Source organism: Pseudomonas sp. HLT2-19-2 (assembly GCF_054898005.1).
Window position 1 is genome coordinate 3205456 of the sequence record NZ_CM142712.1, and the last position, 23037, is coordinate 3228492.

A 23037-nucleotide genomic window follows, 5' to 3' on the forward strand; every position below is an offset into this window, starting at 1 on the left:
TACCAAAGGCCCTTCATCGCGGCACGGACCGGCGAGTACAGAGCATGAGCTTTATTGTATGGGTGGCGGTGTTGGGCGCCGTGCTGCTGACGCTGGCGCTGACGTCGTCGTACCTGCGATGGATGCCGGTGACCACATCGGCGGTGTGTCTGGTGCTGGGTGTGGCCATCGGGCCCGCAGGGCTCGGGCTGTTGAAACTGGACACCGATAATGCGTCCACCTGGATGGAGCACTTGACGGAAGTCGCGGTGCTCTTTTCGTTATTTGTGTGCGGTTTGAAGTTGCGCTTGCCGCTCAAGGATAAAACCTGGCGCATCGCCTACGGCCTGGCCGGTCCGGTCATGGTATTGACCATTGCCGGTGTCAGCTTGCTGTTGCATTACGGATTCCAGTTGTCTTGGGGAGCATCCGTGTTGATCGGCTCGATTCTGGCGCCTACCGACCCGGTACTCGCCGCCCTGGTGCAAGTCAACGACGCCCGGGATGATGACAGCGTGCGCTTCGGGCTGTCGGGTGAGGCCGGGCTCAATGACGGAATCGCCTTCCCGTTTGTCATCCTCGGCCTGCTCCTGGTGCAACACGACGGCAACCCCGGCTGGCTGAGCGATTGGGTGCTGCGCAGTCTGTTATGGGCAGTCCCGGCCGGTTTGCTCACAGGCTACTGGATGGGACGCGGTATTGGCCGACTGACGTTGTTAATGCGCATCAAGAATGACGACAGCACCCTTTCCCCAAATGACTACCTCGCCCTCGCCTTGATTGCTCTGGCGTATGTCGGGGCCGAGTCGATTGGGGGGTACGGCTTTCTGTCGGTGTTTGCCGCAGGTCTGGGTTTGCGTCACGAAGAAGTCAAATCCACGGGCGGCGACGAACTTCCCGCCGAGCATCTCGTCCAGCCTGTTGTGGGCCATCAGCACGTCGAGCCGCAGCACGCGGTTCATGGCGATACCACAAGCCTTGAAGACACTCAGGTCGCCGCGGGCATCATGATGGGGGACATGCTCGCCTTCGGCAGCCTGGTGGAACGGGCCATGGAAGTATTTCTGGTGACGCTGCTCGGCGTGGTGCTGATAGCGCACTGGGACTGGCGTGCGTTGCCAATCGCTGGCGTATTGTTTTGCCTGATTCGACCGCTGAGCGTCGTCGCCATGCCCTGGGGCAGTTTGCTCAACGGTCACCAGCGAATGTTGATTGGCTGGTTCGGCATACGCGGCATCGGCAGTCTGTATTACCTGTTTTATGCCCTGAATCACGGGCTGGGCGAGTCGATCTCTACACTCTGTATTGATCTGACCTTGTCAGTGGTCGCGCTCAGCATCCTCATCCACGGGCTCAGCACTCAACCGATCCTGGCTCGATATGAACAGCATAAAAAACAGGATACTTGATTTGAGGTCTGTGCGGTCAGGGTAGGATTTATCGAATTTTCACCTTCATAAATTTGAAATTCTATGGCCATCCGGCCAGTCACAACTTTAATCTCGCCCGGCTTTTTCACGGCGGGAAATACCAGGTTCGGTTCCCCTGCGGCGTCGATACCTATCAAAAGGGACCTCGAAAAAATCAGGTGCTGGTCATGATTCACTATTCCACCTCCGATGAAATCAAAGCCTGCCGGGCATTCGCCCTGGAACGCAATCGTCAAATGTTCGAAAGCGCCCAGGCGCTGAGCCGCAACGCCTTTGCATTACTTGAGGGCAGTGACATGGACGTGGAGTTGTTTGATCGCTATCAGGCCATGCGCAGGAAGGCCGACTTGACGTTCCAGGACGCGATCGAGCACTTGCGGGTGCTCAACGAAGATTTTCCACCTGTGTCGGTGTCCATGCGAAAAGCTCATCGCTTGCTCCAGCAGCCCGAATCCAGAGTCTGAACCTGAGAAGCCCGGCACAGTCCCCGGGCTTTCCACCGCGAACTGCATGAGTCGAATTCCGGACTCATGCAGCCTGCACGACCGCAGATCGCTATCAACGAAGCCAACATTTTGATTTATAGCGACCTTATTGAAGGATTAAATCGGCACGACAAATGCTCAAGGTCTATGAGCGGCTTTCGGCCTTGAGACCGTTTGCGCTCACCCCTGACTCGTTGGAGAGACTCGACCATGAACGCCATAGACCTGTTGAAAGCCGACCATGAACGTGTAAAAGGCATCCTGACCCAGTTAAGCGAATCCACCGAACGTGGTGTGAAAAAGCGCACCGAGTTGCTGGCCAAGCTAGAAATGGAGATCGCCATCCATACCCGTCTCGAAGAAGAAGTCTTGTATCCGGCGTACAAGAAAGCCGGGGGTAAGGAGCAGGACATCATGTATTACGAAGCCAAGGAAGAGCATCGCACTGTTGATTCGCTGGTGCTGCCAGACCTCAAAGTCACGGACCCCTCCACCCTGGAATTTTCCGGTCGCGTGAAAGTGGTCAAGGAACTGCTGGAACACCACATCGAAGAAGAGGAAACGGAAATGTTTCCTCAGGCCAAAAAGCTGCTGGGTAAAGCCACCCTTGAGGAATTGGGTGCACAGATGGAAAGCTTGAAAGCCAGTACAAGAAAGAAATGAGTGCAGCAAATCTGGCGGCTTGATGCACTTTTGTTTACGGCGTGCTCAAGTCGGGCCAACCCTATAACCCGAAACTTGCGCTTACCCGATGAAGTTCAAGACGGTATCTACAGGGAAACGCGTTCACTTGAAGCCAGGCCGGCCGGTAGGCCGCCTCGCTTTTGCGGTGCCCGCCCCCTCGCGAGGCTTCGTTCCGGTTATGCGCAGTGGGCAACCCCCGGCCATGGATGGCCGATGGCGGCGGGCCCACGGAGCAGGACCGGAGCGAGGCACCGACCGAAATGGGCAAGAACCCTTGGTTATTTGGGGTTGGGCGGCATTCCGTATTTTCAAGTGACCCGCTGTAAGAACCAGCCGCAATGCTATTTGCATGCCCAATCGACGATCTGCTCTGCGCTGATGGTGTCGGGTAAGTTGCTCCACCGACCTCCCGTGGACGGCTCATGGCTGGAGTGCTCCAGGGCGCTGTAAAAACTCTGAGCCGCTCAATGACGAAAAATTCAATGGCGTCGTTAGGTAAAGCCCCGAACGGTGCCTCAACACTGTGGTCCCTCACTTAAGAACTGACGTTAAGGAATGGGGATGGACTATCTCGATTGGGTGCAATGGCCAGCGATGCTGGTCACGGTGCTGGCGGCGTGGTTGATTGGTTCGCAAAGCCCCCGGCGCAGGGTCTCGGGCTTCGTCTGCTTTATTGTCAGCAATATTTTGTGGGTGATTTGGGGTTACCACACCCAGGCTTATGCACTGATCGTGCTGCAGTTTTGCCTGTGCGCCATGAACGTGCGTGGATTCAAGAAGAACGCGGGATCCGCGGCCGAACATTGAACGCGCTTGTCATTTCATGGTCAAGGCGATGATTTCCACTCAGATTGAGTTGAGTAAAGGGTTTGGACAGGCGCGGAAGTCTGGTTGCGAAACCTTCCAGGCGCTCGGCGTAACCGATGGCAAGAATGATCGGCAGGCTCGGCTTTATGACCCGGATAGCCTACGCGAGTTGCGCGCCATTCATCTGCGGCATGGCCATGTCCGTGATAACCAGATCAATCGCCTGTTCGCTGTCGAACATTGCCGGCGCCTGTGCACCGGACGCTGCACTGATCACTCGATGCCCCAGGTCCTCGAGCAACAGGCAGGTACTGGTCAAGACCAGGCTGTCATCGTCCACCACCATCACGCACAAATGGGGCACGGGCGCTGCAGCTTGCTCCTCGGCAACGAATTTTGCGACTGAACCAGCGGTCCCTCACGTCACTGCTCTTGAGTGCAGCCAACGATGTGAGTCTCGAACTGATAACCCTGGGCTGTTGCCGTCGGTGGAAAGGCCGCGAAATCGATACTGTCGAACGCACATTCCATGATGAGGTTGTATTTGCCGGTGAAGGCCTGCGTAAAGATTTTCGCGCTGACTTCTCGGACGAATGCCTCGGTATGCTCATACGCATGCAAGACGCCGAGTTTGATCATCTCTGGGTATTGGGGGTGTTTTTTGCGGTAGTCGGGCAGGTACAGACGAACATAGTTGTCGTTGTCTTTCAAGATATGTCGATGTTTTTAAAGTAAAAAATCCTACTCGGCTGAGTGAAAAAGCCTTGGGGCAATTGACCACCAGCGCGGCAGTAACTGCTTGACCTTGTTATCGCCAAACCGGTCGTCGATCAACATCACCACCCCTTGATCCTGTTGGGTGCGGATCACCCTCCCCGCCGCCTGCACCACTTTCTGCACACCGGGAAACAGGTAGGTGTAGTCATAACCGGCGCCGAAAATCGCCGCCATGCGCTGTTTCAATTGCTCGTTGACCGGGTTGAGTTGCGCCAGCCCAAGGGTGGCGATGAACGCACCGATCAGGCGCGCACCGGGCAAGTCGATGCCTTCGCCAAAAGCCCCACCCAGCACCGCAAAACCGACGCCCTGACTGTCGGTGGTGAACTGATCGAGAAAGTCCTGACGCTGCCCTTCCCCCATGCCCCGCGACTGCGACCACAGATTGATGTCGGGATGCCGCTCGGCCAGCAACTGCGCCACTTGCTGCAAATAATCGAAGCTGCTGAAAAACGCTAGGTAGTTGCCGGGACGTTGGCTGAACTGCCGGGCAATCAGCTCGACGATCGGCGCGAGAGATGACTGGCGATGGACGAACCGCGTAGAGATCTGACTGACGATGTGCACTTGCAACTGGTCGGCATGAAACGGCGATTCGACATCGATCCACACCGCGTTCGCTGGCGTACCCAACAGATCGGCATAGTAGTGGCGAGGGCTCAGGGTCGCGGAAAACAGTACGGTGCTGCGGGCAGCCGTCAAGCGCGGGCGGATGAAACCGGCGGGCACCACGTTGCGCAGGCACAGCTGCGACAAGTTGCGCTTGCGGTCGAGGTCGCGCTTGCTGATGTCGAACAGGAACTGTTCATCGAAGAGTTCGGCCACGCGGCAAAATTGCAGCATGTCGAAATAGAAGCTCTGTAACGCCCCGTCCAGGCCTTGCGGATGATCATTCAGGTAGTCGCCGATGCTCGCACTGCACGACGACAACACCTGGAGCAATTTTTCCGGAGCCTTGTCATAGGCCTGATAGGCGCCGAGTTGCAGATTATGCAAGGCATTCCACTCACGGTTGACCCGCTGCAAGGGTTTTTTCAACGCCTCAGGCGCGGTTTTTCGTACGCCGTTGAGGGTGGATTGGTCGAGGCTGGCGCTGTACATCTGCCGACCGCGCTCTACCAGGTTGTGGGCTTCGTCCACCAGCACCGCGACTTTCCAGTTATTGGCCTGGGCGAGCCCGAACAGCAGCGCGCTGAAATCGAAATAGTAGTTGTAGTCGGCGACCACCACGTCTGCCCAGCGGGCCATTTCCTGGCTCAGGTAGTAGGGACAGACGTCGTGTTCCAGAGCGACCTGGCGCAATGCACTCTGGTTCAACAGGCTCAATTCGCTGGCTGCCTGGCGAGCGGCGGGCAAGCGATCATAAAACCCCTGGGCCAGCGGGCAGGATTCACCGTGACAGGCTTTGTCCGGATGCTCGCAGGCCTTGTCCCGGGCAATCATTTCGAGTACCCGCAAGGGCGGCGCGTCGGCGCTCTCAAGGATCACCTGCGCGGCGTCCAGCGCCAGTTTGCGCCCCGGGGTTTTCGCCGTGAGGAAGAACACCTTGTCCAGTAGCTGCGGCGCCAGGGCCTTGAGCATCGGGAACAACGTGCCGACCGTCTTGCCGATTCCCGTGGGCGCCTGGGCCATCAAGCAACGACCGGTGCTGACGGCCTTGAACACCGATTCCGCCAGATGACGTTGCCCGGGTCGAAAGTCGGCATGGGGAAACGCCAGGTGTTGCGCGGCCCGATTACGCCCTGCGCGATGAGCCATTTCCTGTTCGGCCCAGTGCAGAAACAAGGCGCAATGGTCTTCGAAGAACAGCCCCAGCTCGACGGCGCTGAACGCCTCGATCAGGCAGGTTTCCTTTTCGCTAACGATGTCGAAGTACACCAGGGCCAGATTGATCTGCGCCAGATCCAGTTTCTGACACATCAACCAGCCGTAAATCTTCGCCTGCGCCCAGTGCAGCTGACGATGATTGGCGGGTTGCTTGCTCAAGTCTCCGCGATAGGTTTTGACTTCTTCCAGGCAATTTTGCACGGGGTCGTAGCCGTCGGCCCGGCCCTTCACCTTCAACGTTTGATATAAGCCTTCAAGCGCGACTTCACTCTGGTAGCCCTCGTTACGTCGGGACGCCACCGTACGGTGCCCGACAATTCCTTCCAGCGCCGTCGGCGAGGGCGTAAAACGCAGGTCGAGGTCACCGACCTTGGCGGTGAATTCACACAGCGCCCGCACTGCGATGTTGTAACTCACGCGCTCTGCTCCGCCCATTGCACGTAACAGACGGCAATCGGCATCTGGTGTTCATGGCAGAACTCGAGCCAACGCAATTGATTGTCTTGCAGGCGATCGCCGGGGCCTTTGACTTCGATCATCCGGTAGGTTTTGTCCTGCGGCCAGAACTGGATCAGGTCCGGCATACCGGCGCGATTGGCCTTGATGTCCAACAACAGTCGATTGAACCAGTGCTTGAGGTGTTCGGCCGGCAGGCAATCGAGTGCCTGATCCAGCAACTCTTCGCTCAGCACACCCCAGAACACAAAGGGCGACTGCACGCCCCTCTTGCTGGCATAGCGTTCACGAATCGTCTGCACGTAACGCCCGTCATCGAGTTCAGCCAGGCAGTTTTGGAACAAACCCGCGCGGCGCGCGTGAAAGTCTTCATTGAGCAGATCCACCGGCCCACGCTGGAACGGGTGGAAAAACGCCCCCGGCAACGGTGCGAAGATCGCCGGCCAGCACAGCAGACCGAACAGCGAGTTGACCAGGCTGTTCTCGACGTAATGCACCGGTGCCGAATCCTCCGCCAAATGCGCCTGAACGTAATACTCCACGGACAACGCCGGGTCGGTTCTGGGCAGGTGCAAGTCCAGGCGCAGCATCGCCCGTGGGGATACGCGCTTCATCGCCGGCCCGCCCAGCTTGCGCCGCAGCCTGGGCAGCACACGCAGCAATTGTTGCTGTTCGGCGGCACTTTCCGGCGATTGCTCAATCGTGGCGGCCAGGTCCATGGCCAACTGGTAGTCACCGCAGCGCTCCAACACCCGAATCAACCGCAGGCGCGCGCCGGGATAGGCACACTCGCGGTAGATCATCAGGGCAGTCGAGAAATCCGCCATGCGCTCGCAATGCTGACCGATCTGGAACAACAGTTTGCCGCGACGTCGTTGCAGCCAGGGATTGCTCAGCGCCAGTCCGTTGATCTGCTCGACAATGCCTTGCACTGCTTCGCCGGCCTCGAAATGCTGCTGACACGCATGAAGAAAGAGGCAGGCATCCACGTCGTCACGGCTGCGCAGGCCTCGGGAATCGGCGCAGAACTCGACTTTTTCATAGGTGAAGATGCCCAAGTCAGCCAGCACGAACTCGGACCAATCCTGGTAAAGATTGCCGAAAAACATCAAACGCAGCCGGTCGCACAGGCCCATGATGGTCAGGCTGAACAATCGGTCATCCAGCGACGGGCACCACTGGCCGAAGCTTTGAGCCTGGGGAAACCGCTCGCTCAGTACCGGCAGCCAATCGGTCTTTTTTCCCTTGGGCTGATCGATGGTGGGGCCAAAACACTGGAGAATTTCTGCCTTTAGCAACACCTCGAACAGCGCATTGATCGACAGCGGCAATTGCTCATCGATCCAGCCCAGCGCCAGCAATGGCCCGGCGGCAATGGCGGTATCGCCGATTTCGAGGTAGTGCAGCTTGCTCGCCCTGAAGTGATCCCCCTTGCGCATCACCATCCTGACCAACAGCGCCCTGGACTCACTGGGTAGCCGATTGAACTCGCGGATGAAGTGTTGCTCTTCGACACTCAACACATCGGCATAGCGATGCTCAAGCCAATCAAGCACTTGCATGAAGTTGTTCAAGTAGTAGAACGGATCGTCGAGAGGATTTGCAGTCACAGGAAAAAAGGCCATGGCGAGCGAGTACTGGTTATGCGTACAGATACCAGCTACGCCCTGCCTGGTGCAAACGGAAAAGGATAAGCGGCGGCGCTATTCGGTAATTTTTCGGGTGCCTATGAACTTTCTGCCGATCCATCGCACCAACCGCGTTAGAGGTACAGTGACGATTGATTTCGTTCGCGACAGTCGCGCTGTTTTTTTGAAGTATAAGAGGTGGTTATGAATATCAAGACTCTGGGCTTGCCCCTGGCGGTAGCGGCCTTTCTGGCCCTGGCGGGTTGCTCGACGCCAACGGTAGTAACGCTGCAGAACGGCACCCAGTATTTGACCAAGGACATACCGAAAACCAAGACCAAGGATGGCTTCTTTGAGTTCGAAGATATTTCCGGGGCAAAAGTGAAGGTCAAGGCCGATGAAGTGACCACGATTCGGCAGGAAGACTGAATTCCGCGTATCGTTCATCGCGAGCTCGCTCGCGATGAAGCGTCACATCACCCTCAGGCAACAACAATCCCCGCACCTGACAAACTATCCAATCCCACCCCGACCAATGTCACCGAATCCCCCCCAAATGTCAGCACCGTGTCGTGCCCCACCGCTGTGGCATGCGCCCGATAGTCGTCGTTTGGCGTTACCCCTTGAACCCCGAGAAACACCAGTTTGTCGTCAGCCTGGTAGCCAACCACCCGGTCCTGACCAAACGCGCCGCTAAACAAAAAGGTATCGATCCCGCCTCCCGACTCCAGCAGGTCATTTCCCACCCCACCGACAAACACGTCGTTACCCTTGCCGCCGATCAAATGATCGTTGCCGCCCAGCCCCAACAACCAATCGCCGCCCGCGTGAGCCTTGAGCGTATCGGCGCCAGCGCCACCCTTCACCGTTGACGCGTACTGAGTCAGGTTGTTGCCCGTCTTAAGGCCCTCGGCAGTGACGCTGTGGGTTACGTCATCCTTGAACAGCCCCCATAGGAACCCCGGCTCCTTGGTCACGAGGCTGCCGATGTCGCGGGTAATGCTGATGCCACCCTTGGCGTCGCGGATGTACAGATTGCCGGCACCGTCATTGGCGAAGTCGACGTTTTTCACCGACTGCTGCAAGTCCAGCACGTTGTTGCCCTTGCCGCCCAACAGGATGTTGTAGCCACCACCGTCGCGGAAGGTGTCGTTGCCATCGAGGCCTTCCAGGTAGTCGTTGCCCTGGCCACCCTGGATCAGATCGTTGCCGTCGCTGCCAATAATGAAGGTGCTGCCCTTATGGGTGTCGGCGTTGCGGTTCAGATCCTGGACCCAGGTGTTGCTGCGCGCCGGGTCCGACAGGTTGGCGACGATGATCGTCGAGTCTTTGCTGGTGAGCTCATAGAACGCCGACTCCAGCACTCGGGTCATGCCGTCGCCGTAACCGGTGGGCAAGTGCGAGATCCAGGTCGGAATGTTGAGGATCGAAAACGGCAGCACGTTCCAAGCCGTCGAGGCGTAGTGATCGTTGAAGCTGACGATGTTATCGGTCGCCGAGTCTTTGGCGGCGTCGTGTACTCCCACCGACGACAGGTTGAACGATGAGCCGTCGAGGGCACGGAACACCGGGTCGTTTTCGTAACCGACGTTGAGCACTTTGTCCGTGCTGCTTTGGGTCGGCGAGGCGTAGGCGATGTAGTTGGAATCCTGGTAGAACCCGGCCCATTTGTCGTTGCTCAAATCCGCCAGGCTATTGACCGCCAAGCCACCGAGGCTATGGCCGCTGACCAGCACGTCCTTGCCCGACAGGCCATTGGCCCGGGCAAATGCCGCAACGTCACTGAGCAGGTCGCCGAAGGCTTCGCCGACGTAGTTCTTGGCGTAATCTTTCGGCCCCAACGCCGCCATCAGATCGTTGATCACGTCTGCGATTGAATCACTGACCAGGGTTTCCCGGGGGCCGCTGGTGCCGCGAAAGGCGATACCGATTTCGCTGAGATGACCCTGCGCGTCGTACTTGCCGAGGATTTCTACCTGAGCGCTGGTGTACCCGGCCTTTTCGCCGAAGAACGTTCCGCGTGCGTCGACCTTGCCGTCATAGCCTAGTTGCGAAGCCGTGATTGGCGTCCAGCCGGCGTTCTGCACCGCGTCCAGCGCGGCTTTTTCCGAATCGGGGTTCCACGGAATGCCGGGTATCGCACCTTGGGAATCGGTGCCGCCAAGCAGCGCGGTGACCAATGTCGCCGGCAAGCCAAGGCCGAAGCCGTTGTGCTGGTAGCCGGTGGCAAAGCCGTTATCGAGGTTGTGATAGGAATACAGCGTGATTGCCATGGCGTCGTTGAACAACGCTTTGGAATCTGCTGTACCGAAGTTTTTGTAGTCGTACACACCCATGGTATTGCCTCTCTTTTGTTGGAATTGTCAGAGATAGCTCACAACCAGGACGCCCGATCACGAGGCGTCCCGGAGCATCTAGTGCATGCAGCCTTTAGGCAAACGTAATGCCTGAAGCCGACAGGTTATCCAGTCCCACCCCCACCAGGGTGACGGCGAAGTCACCCACCTTCAGCACCGTGTCATGGCCCGACTGCGAAGCGTGTTGCTGGTAGTCATAACCCTGCCCCGCGCCTTGGACGCCCATGAACACCAGTTTGTCATTGCCCTGGTAGCCATTGATCGCGTCGAAACCAAAGGCGCCGCTGAACAGGAACGTGTTGTTGCCACCCGAGGCCTGCATCACGTCATTGCCCGCGCCACCGACGAAGGTCACGTGGCTTTTGTCGCTGCGCAGCAGGTCGTCGCCGGCATTGCCGAACAACCAGTCGCCGTCGACGCTGGCGGCCAGTGTGTTGCTGTAGGCGTCACCGTTAAGCGAATGGTTGTAGTGGGTCAGTTCGCTGCCGTTGAGCAAACCGTTGGCGGTGACGCTGTAAGTCACCTCCTTGCTCCCCCACCATGAGCCCGACTCCTTGCTGACCAGCGCGCCGATGTCGCGCGTCATGCTGATGCCATCGTAGGCATCACGCACGTACAGCGTGCCGTCGCCATCGTTGGCTAAGCTGAAGTTCTGCAACGGCTTCTGCAATTCCATGGTGTTGCTGCCCTTGCCGCCCAGCAGGATGTTGAAGCCGCCGTCATCGCGGAACCGGTCGTTGCCGTCGCGGCCTTCGATGAAGTCATTGCCGGCACCGCCCTTGAGCAGGTCGTTACTGTCCGTGCCGATGATGAAGGTGCTGCCGGTGTGAGGTTCGCCGCTGCGACCAAGGTCCTCGACCCAGGTCTTGCCTCGGGACGATTCCGTCAGGTTGGACACGATCAGCGTCGAGTCCTTGTTGGTGAGGTCGTAGAAACGCGAGTCGATCACCCGGTTCAAACCGGCGGCATAACCCAGCGAGCCGTGAGCCGACCAGTTCAGCGGGTTGAGGATGCTGAACGGCACCAGGTTTTGCGAGGTGGACGCGTACTGGTCGTTGAAGTTGACGATGTTGTTGGTCGCCGAGTCCTGATGACCATCGTGCTTGCCCAGGGAACCGCTGCTGAACGTGGTGCCGTCGAGTGCCCGAAACACCGGATCGTTCTCGTAGCCGATGTTCAACACATTGTTGCCGGTGGCGCTCTGGGTCGGTGAGGCGAAGGCGATGTAGTTGGCGTCCTTGAAGAAACCGCCCCAGTGGCTGCCGCTCAAGTGCGCGAGGCTGTTGACCCCAAGCCCGCCCAGGCTATGACCGCTGACCATAACGTCTCTGGCGCTCAGGCCATGGGCAATCGCAAACGCGGCAACGTCCTTGAGCAAGGTGTCGAAGGCGTTTTTCGCATAGTTCGTCGCGTAATCCACTGGGCCGACAGCGGCCAGCAAATTGTTTTTCATGTCGCCGAAGGTGTCGCTGTAACCCAGGCCTCCGGTGCCACGCAAGGCAATGCCGATACCGATCAGCTTGCCCGCCGCGTCGTATTTGCCGAGTACTTCGGCTTCGGCGCTGGTGAAGCCGTCTTTCTCGCCATAGAAGGTGCCCTGAGCGCCGACCTTGCCCTGATAACCCAACTGCGTAGCGCCAATCGGTGCCCAACCGGTCGCCGGCAGCGGCTGACCCGTTGGCGTGTACGCATACAGCGTCAGCGCGATGGCATCGGAGTAAAGCGCCTTGCCGTCGGCATTTTTGTAGTCAAAAAGTCCCATATGCTTGCTTCCTTTGCGTTAAATCAGAACTGCCAGTCGAGCGTCAGGCCCACACCATGGTCTTTCTCGTGGGAGCCGAGCAGCCCGTTGTAATCCAGGCTCACACGCACATCCTGCGCCACCGCCAAACCGGCCCGCGCACCCACAACGGCGGCGTTACGATCCAGGGAAACGCTCTGTACGCTGAACGCGGTATTGCCATTGGCGAAGGCCAGGTGATCTTCGGAACGGGTGTTGCTCAGGTTGTGCTGCCAGCCCAGCGTGCCGGACAGTTCCAGCTGCTGTTTGTCCGACAGGGCAATCGCTTTGCTCGCCCGAATCCCGAGGGTCGAGAGCACGGCGTCGCGGTTGTCTTCGCCCCCCTTGAGCGCTGCGGCATCACCTTTCTCGGTGAAGCTGTCACTGTTGAGGTGCACGTAAGCCAGGTTGGCGAACGGTTCCAGAGCCAGCGGTTGCAGGTCCAGGCGATACGCCGCCTCGGTAAACAGTTGTGCGGTTGTCGCGTCGCGTTTGGATTTCTGTTTACCGCTGACGTCGCCGAATTGCAGATCACGCTTCACGTCGATGCGATGCCAGCTGTAGGCGCCGCCGACGCTCAGACGAAGCGCATCGAGTTCATGGCCCAGATAGGCGCCCAAGTGGTAGCTGTCGACGGAGGCTGACGAATGCGTGCCATCGCCCATGCTCAACGAACTATCGCTGTAACCGGTCACGAAACCCAGCCGCGTATCTTCAGTGATCAGACCGTCGACACCGGCCAGCAAGCCGCCAATGGAGCTGTTGGAACTGGCGTTGTCATGCCCGCCATCGCTCTTGCCCCAGGCGCCGAGGACTTTGACCCAGGCGTTGCTACGGTCATCCGTCGGTGCCGCAGCATTGAACAGATCACGCTCGCGCAGGCGTTCGCCGACGGCATCGCGCAGGTGGCGGCTGTCGTTGATCAGCAGTGTGCCGATCGCCGGGTGAATCTCACCGGAGAGCTGCTGAAAGGCTTGTTGCGCGACGGCCGCGGTCGGCGACAGCAGCAGGGTTTCATAGAGCGGATTGCCGGCGCCCAGTTGCTCGGCGGCGGCGGCGACAGCGCGTTGATTCGGGGTTTGGCCGACGCTGGCGAAGGACGCTGCGTTGCGTTCTACCGCCAGTTGGATGCCATTGGCCGAGTAGTCGAGAGTGCCTCCGATGAACAGGTAATCCGGTAGCACGGCGCCGAAACGCCCTTCGATCCCGCCGGCCGCTTGCAGAATGTTGTAGTGATTGCCTAGCAGGGATTTCACTTCGCTGGTGGTCAGCAAGGTCGGGCTATTTTCCAGGGACAGGCTGACGGTAGCGCCTTCGATCACGGCTTTACCGCCCGCGACGATCTGGTCGCTGCTGGTGGGCGACAATTCCACGGCGTAGGTCGAGCCAGGCTCGAAGGTCACGTCGCCCGCCACCTGCAAGGTGCCGATGGAATTGCCCGGCGCCACCGTGCCGCCGCTTTTGGCGGTCAGCGCACTGATGCGACCGTTACCGCCGAGGATGCCACTGTCATTGACCGTGACGGCTGATGCGAGCGAACCGTTGATGGCCAGGCGGCCTTGATTGACCAGCGTCGGGCCGGTGTAGGTGTTGGCGCCAGTCATGACCAGCGTGCCAATGCCTTGCTTGGTCAAACCGCCGTGCCCGGAAATGTCGTTGCGCCACGTGTCGAGGCCGCAGTGCACGTCATTGCAGACGCGTTCGGTCGGTTTGCCCGCGTCGATGATCGCGCCGATGCCTGGCAAATCCGCGACAAACTGACTCGAACCGTAGGCCCCCTGAATGCGAAATTCTTCGGGAATGTCCTGCTCGGTGACGAACATCGCCGGGCCATCGATGCCTTTGCGCAGGTTGATCATGCCCCAGCCATACAGCGAATCGACACCCGACGCACCGAGGTCAGTGGCTGTGGTGCGCAACACGCTGGCGACCTGGGCGCCGGTCATGTACGGGAAGCGCTCCATCAGCACTGCCATGGAACCGGCGACATGTGGCGCCGCCATCGAGGTGCCGTTGTAGTTGGCGTAGCCGGTGGTCAGGTTGCCGGCGTTGGTACCGCTGATGATCGAGCTGTAGATCTTGCTGCCCGGTGCAGACACGCAAAAGCTTGCGGTGTAGCCGCAGCGTGAAGAGAAGGTGCTGATGTTGTAGAGGTCCGGGCTGTTGAGGTCCGGGTTCTTTTGCAAGGCCGCCACGGTGACCCAGTTCGGCGCGATGTCCGGGACGAAATAACCCAGGCCCGCGATGGCGTCCGGGTTGTTGAGGTTGTAGTCGTTGCCGGCCGCGAAGATCGTCACGATACCGCTGCGAGCCGCCGCGATGGCGCCGTCGTAGGCTCCGCCCGGTTTGGTCCCGAGTAACGGACGGATCTCGTTGAACTGCAATTGCGCGTCTTGCACGGTGAAATGCGGGTACGCTGGGTTGCGTCCTCCGAGGTCGAAGCGATCGGTGATGCCGATGCCCCAGCTGTTGTTGATGATCCGCGCGCCGCTGGCGATCAAGGCATCCCAACCGGCCTTGTAAACCGCTCCGTCGTTGCCGCGAATAATGCCGTCCTCTGGGCCCGGATCTCCGTTATCCGCACTGATGATCTGCGCACCGAATGCCACGCCATGCATCGGGCCGCCATCTCGAGTGCCGGCAGCGATCCCTCCAACGTGGGTACCGTGGGCACCGAGCTTGCCGTCGGAACCGATCGAGGGCGAACCGTCGTAGCGAAAGGCGTCCCCCGCTTTGACCGGGATGTACGGGTCGGTGTATTCGCGGATACCGCTGGTGACCAGAGTGATCACTTTGTTGGGACCGGAAAACTCCGGATGCGCGGCGTAGACCGGTTGGTCGAAGATCCCCAGTTTCACGCCTTTACCGGTGTAACCGGCGGCGTAGGCCTCTTGTGCGTTGACCGCTCCCAGTCCCCAATCGGCATTGAATTCAGCGCTGCGCCAACTGTTGGGATCGCCCGCTCTACCGTTTTCCACGTATGGCGCCGCTTGCGCGGTACCGAGGGTGGCCAATGCGCAGAGCAAGGCAAGGTTGTTGTACTTGTTATTCATCCAGCTACCGTCCTTAGTTGTGTTGCCAAAATTCCTGGGCCTTGAAAGCACCTGTTTTTATATTTGTGAAGCACGATCCCTGTAGCAGCTGGCGCAGCCTGCGTCAGCTGCTACTGGGTTCGCGTTAAAACTGCCAATTGAGGCTGAGCCCGACGCCATGGCTCTTCTCGCGGTTGGCCAGTTGGCCGGTGTAATCGAGGTTCAAGCGAATGTCCCGGCTCAGGGCCAGGCTGGCATGGGCGCCCACCAGCGCTGCGTCACGCACCATTGGAGAACTTTCTACGGAAAACGCTGTGCTGCCGCTGGCAAACGCCAGATGTTCCTCGGAGTCGGTGTTGCTCAGGTTGTGCTGCCAGCCGAGGCTGCTGCTCAGGTCCAGTCGTTGCTGGCCGGACAGGTTCACGGTTTTCAACGCGCGCACGCCCAACGTGCTGAGCACTGCTTCACGCGTGTCGCCACTGCTTTTCAGTGCGGCGGCGTCACCTTTCTCGGTGAAACCTTCGGTGTTGAGGTGCACGTAGGCCAGGTTCGCGAAGGGCTCGAGCGCCAGAGGTTGCAGGTTCAGGCGATACGCCGCTTCACCGAACACTTGGGTGGTCCCGGCATCGACCTTGGCTTTCTGTTTGGCGCTGACGTCGCCGTATTGCAGGTCGCGTTTGATGTCGGCCCGATGCCAGCTGTAGGCACCGCCGGCACTCAGGCGCCAGGCACCTGACTCGCGTCCGGCATAAGCGCCCAGGTGATAGCTGTCGACCTTGGCCGATGAATGCGTGCCGGAGCCCATGCTCACCGAACTGTCGCTATAACCGGTGACCAGACCGATCCGGGTTTGCTCATCGAGCGCCCCGTCGACACCGGCGAGCAAGCCGCCAATCGACGTGGTGTAACCTGCGGTGTCATGGCGGTCATCGGTCTTGCCCCAGGCGCCCAGCGCCTTGATCCAGCCATTGCTTTGAGCACCTTGGGCGTCAACCAGTCGCTCACCGACGGCATCACGCAGGTAACGACTGTCGTTGATCAGTACCGACCCTAGCGCCGGATAGATTTCCCCCGACAACTGCTGAAACGCCTGTTGGGCGGACGTTGCGGTGGGCGACAGCAGCAGGCTTTCGTAAACCGGATTACCCGCCCCAAGCCCTTCCACGGCGGAGGCAACGGAGCGCTGATTCGGCGTTTGGCCGACGCTGGCGAAGGTCGTATCGTTGCGTTCGACACTCAGTTGAATGCCGGTGGCGGCGTAATCAAGGCTGCCGCCAATGAACAGATAGTTGGGCAGCACGGCGCCGAACTGACCTTGAATGCCGCCGGCCGCTTGCAGGATGTTGTACTGATGACCGAGCAGACTTTGCACGTGTTGAGTGCTGAGCAAGGTCGGGCTGTTTTCCAGTGACAGGCTGACGGTCGCGCCGCCGACCGTGGCCGTGCCGCCCGCGATGATCCGGTCACTCTCGGTCGGCGATAGCTCCACTGCGTAGGTCGAACCCGGCGCAAAGGTGACATCGCCGCTGACCTGCAAGGTGCCAATGGAATTGCCGGGCGCAACCGTAGCGCCGCGGTTGGCGGTCAGTGCGCCGACGCGTCCAGACCCACCCAGCGTGGCGCTGTCATTGACGGTCACCTTCGATGCCAACGAACCGTTGACCGACAGCAGACCGCCATTCACCGTGGTCGGCCCGCGCCAGGTATTGTCGCCGGTCAGCATCAGGCGTCCGGCACCGGACTTCATCAGGCTGCCTTCGTAGACCCGAGTAGTGGCGGCCAGATCGCGTGCCATGCCCACCGCATAGTCGGTCTGAGCCTGCTGGCTGGCACCGACCGGCACACCGTTCCCCCAACCTTTGGTCTTCAGTGTCTGTTGCCAGGCACTGTGTTCCGCCGCGTCTTCGCTCTGACGCTGGATCAGCGCTTTGTCCGAGATGTCATTGCTCCAGACATCGCTCTGCCCTGCCCCCAGATTGGCGTCGAAACGCCCGAGTAATTGTCCCGGCCCGCGCATCGCCCGATCAAGGTTGGCCACGCCCCAACCGACGCGGGTGTTCGGCGCCTCGGTGATCGAACCGTCGAGTTGGGTGGCGGTGGTCAGCAGGGTTTCCAGCACCTGCTGGTTGCTCATGTACGGATAGCGTTCCATCACCAGCGCCAAGGCACCGGTGGCATGCGGCGCGGACATGGAAGTGCCGGACTTGATCGCATAGCCTGCGCCGGGAATGGTGCTGTCGATTTTCGCGCCGGGGGTGGTGATGCACCAATACTTGGCGATCCCGCACTGGTTGTACTTCTGCAGATTGCTTTGATCCAGCCCTGACACCGCCAGCCAGTGGCCTTCCAGGTCCGGCGCAAAATACGGCAAGGCTGAACGCACGCTGGCGTTGGGGTAACCGCTGTTACCGGCGCTGAACACGTTGATCACGCCGCGTCGGGAAACGTCGGCTGCCTCGTCGAGCCAGGTGCCTTTGTTCCAGTGCTGGGTGTAGGCCGCATGCAGATCGTCGAGGGTCCGATAGCTGACATCCGGTGGTTGGCTCCCCCAGCTGTTGTTTATCGCTCGCACACTGGCATCCGCCAACGCGTCATAGACTGCTTTGAAGTAGCGTGGATCAGGATTGGGGCCGAACAGGAAGCTATCGTTCTTGTTGGTGTTGCCGACGTAGACCTGCGCGTTGTAGGCCACGCCGTGCATGCCGGTGCCATCGCGCGAGGCACCCATAGTGCCGGCGACGTGCGTGCCGTGGGAATCGTTGTTGAGGTTGAGCGTGCCATCGACGTTAAACGACGAACCATCGACGTAACTGCCGCTTGCCAGCACCGCGTGGTAACGGTCGGTAGCGAATTCGGGATGGGAAGCATCGAAACCTGAATCAAGCTCGCCGATTTTCACGCCTTTGCCCGTGATCCCGGCGGCATAGGCTTGATCGGCCTGCATGCGGGCAAGGCCCCAGTCGCGCTGGAATTCTGCGGTGCGCCAACTGGCGGCATCGCCGAGGGTGCCGGTTTCCTGATAAAGCGCCTGGGCCGAACATGGCGCTACCGAAATCCAGAGCAATAACGTGCCCACCGACATCGGCTTGATCTGTACATCCATGTTCATGACTTCTCGCTTTCTTGGCGTTTTTAGAATTCTGGTTCCCCACTAGGGGTAGCAACACATCTCCTGTATCAGCTGGCGAAGCCTGCTGCTACAAGTTCATCATTGGATCCTTGGGCCTTGGCCGAACGCCTCGTCAACCTTGGCTAGATCCTGCGCGCTCAAGGTTCCTGCGTAGTAATGCAACTTGGTCCAGGCCATCAAGTAGTCATAACGTGTCTGGGCCAGATCCCGGCGGGTGGTGAAAAGCTGTTGTTCAGCATTCAGCGCATCGAGGTTGACGCGTTCACCGCCAAGAATGCTTTGCCTGGTCGACACCACCAGCGCTTCGGCGGAAGCCAGGGCTTTCTGGTAGGCCCGCAGTTTGCTCACGCCCGACAGGCAGGCGCTAAACTGCCGACGCAGCTCGATCAGCGTTTCCCGGGTCTTGCCGTCCAGTTCGTATTCAGCCTGCTCCATCGTGCGGCTTGCCTGGCGCGTCGAGGCCGAGACCCCGCCACCGGCATACAGCGGCACGTTGACTTCGATGCCGATGGTGTTTGTGTCGTAACGCTGGTTGTAGGTGTTGCCGCTTTCCGACTCGTTCTGTCGCACTGAGGCGTAGGCACTGACTTTGGGCAGGTGCCCGGCGCGGTTGCGTTCAACCTCGTAGCGCGCCACCTCCAGCGCCTGGCGCTGGGAAGCCAGGTTCGGGTTGTTGGCCACCGCGATCTCGTGCCAAGTGTCGTAGTTGGCCGGTTGCAGGGTGAACGTCTGGAAATGCTGGTCCAGTGGCGCCAAATCGGCAATGTCGATGGCCGGCACGCCGATCAGCGCCCCCAGTTCCCGCAGGGATGCATCCTGTTCGTTGCGGGCCTCGATTTCCTCGGCGGTGGCCAGCTCATAGCGCGACTCGGCCTCTAGAATGTCGGTGCGCGTGCCCTCGCCCTGACGAAACATCTGCTCGTTCTGCTGGAACTGCTGCTCAAAGGCTTTTTTCTTGGCCAAGGCAATGTCGATCTGATCCTGAGCGAACAGTGCTTTGGTGTAGTTCTCCAGCACCCGAACCAACAGCTCTTGGCTTTTACCGCGAAAGGCTTCGTCGGCAAACAGCGATTGCGCCACGCCTTTGCGATACGACGCGTAAGCCTCGTAGTCGAGCAGCGGTTGTTGCAGGGTCAGGGTCGAGCCGTAACTGCTGTAGTTGCGGTCATCGGTGCGGTTTTGCCCGCGCTCGTTGAGGGAGGTGACGTTGGAGGAGTTGCGCCCCTTGTTGTAGTTGTAACCGATTCGGGGTAACAGCCCGGCGCGGCCAATGACGCGGTTTTCAAGGCCTGCATCGCGTTCTTTGATGGCGCCGAGATACACCGGATCGTTGCGCAACGCTTGTTCGTAGATATCGAACGGCCCCATGGCCAGCACACTGTTGCAGGTCAGCAAAGCCAGGGTTGAGGCGAGCATGGAAAGCTTATTCATACAGCCGAACATCCTTATTCCTCGGTCAACGCGGAGCCTGCCCGGTCGAGCAGCGGTTTGAACAAATAGTTGAGGAGTGAACGTTCACCGGTACGCACGAACATTTCCGCTGGCATGCCGGGTTTGATCACCAGGCCGTTGAGTTTTTCCATGGCCTGATCGCTGACGCTGCTGCGCAGCACGTAATACGGCGCACCGGTTTTTTCGTCGATCATCTGGTCGGCGGAGATCAGGCTGACTTCGCCGGGCACGCGCGGCGTGCGGCTCTGGTTGAACGCCGTGAACAGAATGTCCACCGGCAAGTGCGTGCCGACCTTGTCGACCAGGTTGATCGGCAGGTGCCCTTCCACCTCCAGACTCGTCCCCTGAGGCACGATCTCCAGCAGGGTTTCACCCTGACGCACCACCGCGCCCACGGTGTGAACCCCAAGGTTGACCGCGATGCCATCGGCGGTAGCGATGATCTCGCTGTGTTGCAGATCGAACCCGGCGGAGGTCAGTTGCTCTTCCAGCGTCACGCTTTTCAACTGCGCATCGGCCAGTTGGGTGCGAACTTCTTTCTGGTATTCCTCGATGTGCTGCTGCAGTTTCAGCCGCGATTCGAGAATGCCCTGCTCTACCCGGCCGCTTTCGCCGGTGTTTTCTGCCAATTGTTGCTGAACTTGCGACAGCTGGCGCTGGTACTCCATCAACCGATTGCGCGGGATGTAGCCGTTATCCGCCAGGGGCTGAAGGTTACTCAGTTGTTGTTGCAGAGAGCTGGCCTGGGCAGTCAGGTCAGTGCGGGCGCGGCGCATGCCAGCCAGTTGCGCGTTGGCGCCTTCGATGCTGGCCCGCAAGGCAGCCTGTTCGCGGGAAAACGCTTCACGGCGACTGCTGAACAACTGCCGCTGGCCTTCGAGGACCAGCGCCAGGCGTGGATCGGGATCGTTGCTCAGTTCAGTGGGGAAATTTACCTGCTTGAGGTTGTCCCGTTCACTCTGCCACCGTGCCAGACTGGCCCAGGCCATGCGGTATTGCGCTTGAAGTGATTGCACGTCAGCGGCGACTTGCGTCTGGTCGAGCTGGAACAAAGGCTGGCCCTGCTTCACCACTTGGCCCTCGCGCACCAGAATCTGGCTGACCACGCCACTGCTCATCGATTGCACGGCTTTGCGTTTGCCCGACACCACGACCGTGCCTTGCACGGGAATGCCTTGGTCAAGAGGCGCGAGACTGGCCCACGTGAAGAAACTGCCGGCGCCGACGATCGCCAGAATCCAGCCCATGCGGGCGAAAAATCTTGCGTCGCGTTCAGGGCGTTCAGCGATGTAGTCGTGTTCCATGGTCGCTTCGTTTTGACTGTCCATCTGTGCGCTGCTCATACACCCGAGTTCCCTGTCGAGGCCTGATACTGCCTGCTCATGCTAAGCCCGCCCGGTGCCGGCGCGGCTTTTTCACGTTGTTGTTCCTGGGCACCGGAGAGTGCCTTGAGCACCTCTTGGCTCGGGCCGAAGGCCTGCAAACGCCCTTCGCTGAGCACCAGCAATTTGTCGGCTTGGGCCAGCGCCGAAGAGCGATGGGTGACCAGAATCACGCTGGTGCCCCGGGCTTTCAGGTGTGCAATGGCGCCAGCCAGTGCCGATTCGCCTACGGTGTCGAGGTTGGAGTTGGGTTCATCCAGCACCACCAGACTCGGATTGCCATACAGGGCGCGCGCCAGGGCCACACGCTGTTTTTGACCACCGGACAGTCCACTGCCGTCCTCGCCGAGCACAGTGTCGTAGCCTTGAGGCATGCGCAGAATCAGTTCGTGAACGCCGGCCTGCTGCGCTGCTTCAACGACTTTTTGCGGATCCGCCTCGCTAAACCGGGCGATGTTTTCGGCGATGCTGCCACTGAACAGTTCGATGTCTTGCGGCAGATAACCGATGTAGGGGCCGAGGTCGTCGCGGTTCCAGCGATGAATGTCCGCGCCGTCGAGCCGCACCGTCCCGCCAAGCGTTGGCCAGACGCCAACCAGCACCCGGGCCAGGGTCGACTTACCGGAACCGGACGCCCCGAGCACCCCCATCACTTCTCCCGCGCTGAGGCTGAAACTGACTAGGTGCAGGGTCGCCGCGCGTTGCCCCGGCGGGCCGGCACTGACTTGCTCGAAGCTGATCTGGCCTTTGGGCGCGGGTAGCGCCATGGCTTCGACACTGGGCGGATAGGCTTGCAGCAAGGCGTCGAGACGGCGGTAGGCAAGTTTGGCGCCGCTCCACTGTTTCCACACGGCGATCAACTGATCGATAGGGCTCAGGACGCGGCCCATCAGAATGGAACCCGCGATCATCATCCCGGCCGTCATATCACCCTTGATCACCAGCAAGGCGCCAAGGCCCAGCACCAGCGATTGCAGGCACAGGCGCAGGGTTTTGCTCAGAGAGCTGATGACTGCACCGGTGTCGCTGGCCTGGTTCTGCAGGCCGAGGAAACGTGAATGAACCTGAAACCAACGTTTACGCAACACCCCGAGCATGCCCATGGCTTGAATGGTTTCGGCATTGTGCAGGTGACTGGTGGCCAGTTGGCTGGATTTCTGGGAAAACCCTGCCGCTTCGCCCAAGGGCTTTTTGGTCAGGGTCTCGTTGAGGCAAGCAAGGCCAATCAACAGCACCGCGCCCACCGTCGCGAACACGCCGAGCCAGACATCGAACAGGTAGATCACGAACAGATAGACCGGAAACCACGGCGCATCGAAGAAGGCAAACAAAGCCGGACCGGTAACGAACTGACGAATATGGGTCAGGTCCCCCAACGATTGTCCGGCGTTGCCTTCGCCCTTGAACAGGTTGCGCTCGAACGCAGCCTGATAGACCCGCAAATTGAAGCGTCGCTCCAGTTGGCTGCCGATGCGAATGACGATGAAGCTGCGCACAATCTCCAGCAAGCCAATGAAGGCAAAGAACCCGACCACCATTAATGACAACATGGCCAGCGTTGTTTGGTTTTGCGACGACAATACGCGGTCATAGACTTGGAGCATATAAATCGACGGAACCAGCATCAGCACGTTAATCAATGCGGTAAAACAACCAACGCTGATCAGGATGCTCTTATAGTCGCCCAGGGCCTTGATTAAAGGTGCGGTGGCCGGGCTCTTTGCCATCTTCATGGGTTCTTCCTGAGGTGTTATCCCTCGCCATATCTGGCGAGGTTTGTTTAATCTTTTTTGCAATTACCGATTACATTTCAATAACAACTCTGTCGTCG

General features: G+C 59.5%; 13 protein-coding genes and 3 pseudogenes. 5 read left to right on the forward strand and 11 right to left on the reverse strand.

The window, feature by feature from the left end; all coding sequences use genetic code 11:
• The first annotated feature begins 44 nt into the window (after window positions 1-44).
• The 4 genes and pseudogenes from ACYZTU_RS14945 to ACYZTU_RS14960 all read left to right on the forward strand — a co-directional run bounded on the left by ACYZTU_RS14945 (window position 45) and on the right by ACYZTU_RS14960 (window position 3385).
• Window positions 45-1388: a cation:proton antiporter gene (locus ACYZTU_RS14945; RefSeq protein WP_461963849.1), complete on the forward strand. Its 1344-nt coding sequence runs from the start codon at window positions 45-47 to the stop codon at window positions 1386-1388.
• A 188-nt stretch (window positions 1389-1576) separates the two neighbouring features.
• Entirely contained in the window at window positions 1577-1873 is a 297-nt protein-coding gene (locus ACYZTU_RS14950) for a hypothetical protein (protein WP_461963851.1), read from the forward strand.
• A 231-nt stretch (window positions 1874-2104) separates the two neighbouring features.
• Window positions 2105-2580 (forward strand): annotated as a pseudogene (locus ACYZTU_RS14955) (hemerythrin domain-containing protein).
• 559 nt (window positions 2581-3139) lie between these two features.
• Window positions 3140-3385 carry a hypothetical protein gene (locus tag ACYZTU_RS14960; protein ID WP_461963852.1) on the forward strand — a complete coding sequence of 82 codons (246 nt, stop codon included), beginning with the start codon at window positions 3140-3142 and terminating at the stop codon, window positions 3383-3385.
• 9 nt (window positions 3386-3394) lie between these two features.
• On the opposite strand, the pseudogene ACYZTU_RS14965 reads toward ACYZTU_RS14960, so the two are convergent.
• The 4 genes and pseudogenes from ACYZTU_RS14965 to ACYZTU_RS14980 all read right to left on the reverse strand — a co-directional run.
• A pseudogene (locus ACYZTU_RS14965) lies at window positions 3395-3767 on the reverse strand (response regulator); the annotation flags it as partial.
• Window positions 3768-3814: 47 nt separating this feature from the next.
• A pseudogene (locus ACYZTU_RS14970) lies at window positions 3815-4081 on the reverse strand (zeta toxin family protein); the annotation flags it as partial.
• Between the two features lie 45 nt (window positions 4082-4126).
• Entirely contained in the window at window positions 4127-6406 is a 2280-nt protein-coding gene (locus tag ACYZTU_RS14975; RefSeq protein WP_461963854.1) for an ATP-dependent DNA helicase, read from the reverse strand.
• On the reverse strand, window positions 6403-8070 hold the full coding sequence (locus ACYZTU_RS14980; RefSeq protein WP_461963856.1) for a VRR-NUC domain-containing protein: 1668 nt from the start codon (window positions 8068-8070) through the stop codon (window positions 6403-6405). The genes ACYZTU_RS14975 and ACYZTU_RS14980 overlap by 4 nt, the downstream gene beginning before the upstream one ends.
• A gap of 207 nt (window positions 8071-8277) precedes the next feature.
• On the opposite strand from ACYZTU_RS14980, the gene ACYZTU_RS14985 reads away from it, so the two are divergent.
• A complete protein-coding gene (locus tag ACYZTU_RS14985) occupies window positions 8278-8502 on the forward strand; it encodes a YgdI/YgdR family lipoprotein (protein ID WP_461963858.1) in 225 nt (74 codons plus the stop codon).
• 53 nt (window positions 8503-8555) lie between these two features.
• Here ACYZTU_RS14985 and ACYZTU_RS14990 read toward each other — a convergent pair whose 3' ends face one another.
• The 7 genes from ACYZTU_RS14990 to ACYZTU_RS15020 form a co-directional block, all read right to left on the reverse strand.
• Entirely contained in the window at window positions 8556-10409 is a 1854-nt protein-coding gene (locus ACYZTU_RS14990; protein WP_461963860.1) for a polyurethane esterase, read from the reverse strand.
• A 94-nt stretch (window positions 10410-10503) separates the two neighbouring features.
• Window positions 10504-12192: a polyurethane esterase gene (locus ACYZTU_RS14995; protein WP_461963862.1), complete on the reverse strand. Its 1689-nt coding sequence runs from the start codon at window positions 12190-12192 to the stop codon at window positions 10504-10506.
• Between the two features lie 23 nt (window positions 12193-12215).
• The gene (locus ACYZTU_RS15000) at window positions 12216-15263 is read right to left on the reverse strand and encodes an autotransporter domain-containing protein (protein ID WP_461963864.1); all 3048 of its coding nucleotides are present in this window, start codon (window positions 15261-15263) and stop codon (window positions 12216-12218) included.
• 124 nt (window positions 15264-15387) lie between these two features.
• Window positions 15388-18345: an autotransporter serine peptidase EprS gene (eprS, locus tag ACYZTU_RS15005; RefSeq protein ID WP_461971046.1), complete on the reverse strand. Its 2958-nt coding sequence runs from the start codon at window positions 18343-18345 to the stop codon at window positions 15388-15390.
• Window positions 18346-18450: 105 nt separating this feature from the next.
• Window positions 18451-19815, reverse strand: a complete 1365-nt coding sequence (locus ACYZTU_RS15010; RefSeq protein ID WP_461963866.1) for a TolC family outer membrane protein — start codon at window positions 19813-19815, stop codon at window positions 18451-18453.
• Between the two features lie 2 nt (window positions 19816-19817).
• Window positions 19818-21152 carry an HlyD family type I secretion periplasmic adaptor subunit gene (locus ACYZTU_RS15015; protein ID WP_461971048.1) on the reverse strand — a complete coding sequence of 445 codons (1335 nt, stop codon included), beginning with the start codon at window positions 21150-21152 and terminating at the stop codon, window positions 19818-19820.
• Window positions 21153-21163: 11 nt separating this feature from the next.
• Window positions 21164-22939, reverse strand: a complete 1776-nt coding sequence (locus ACYZTU_RS15020; protein ID WP_461963868.1) for a type I secretion system permease/ATPase — start codon at window positions 22937-22939, stop codon at window positions 21164-21166.
• Between the last annotated feature and the right edge of the window lie 98 nt (window positions 22940-23037).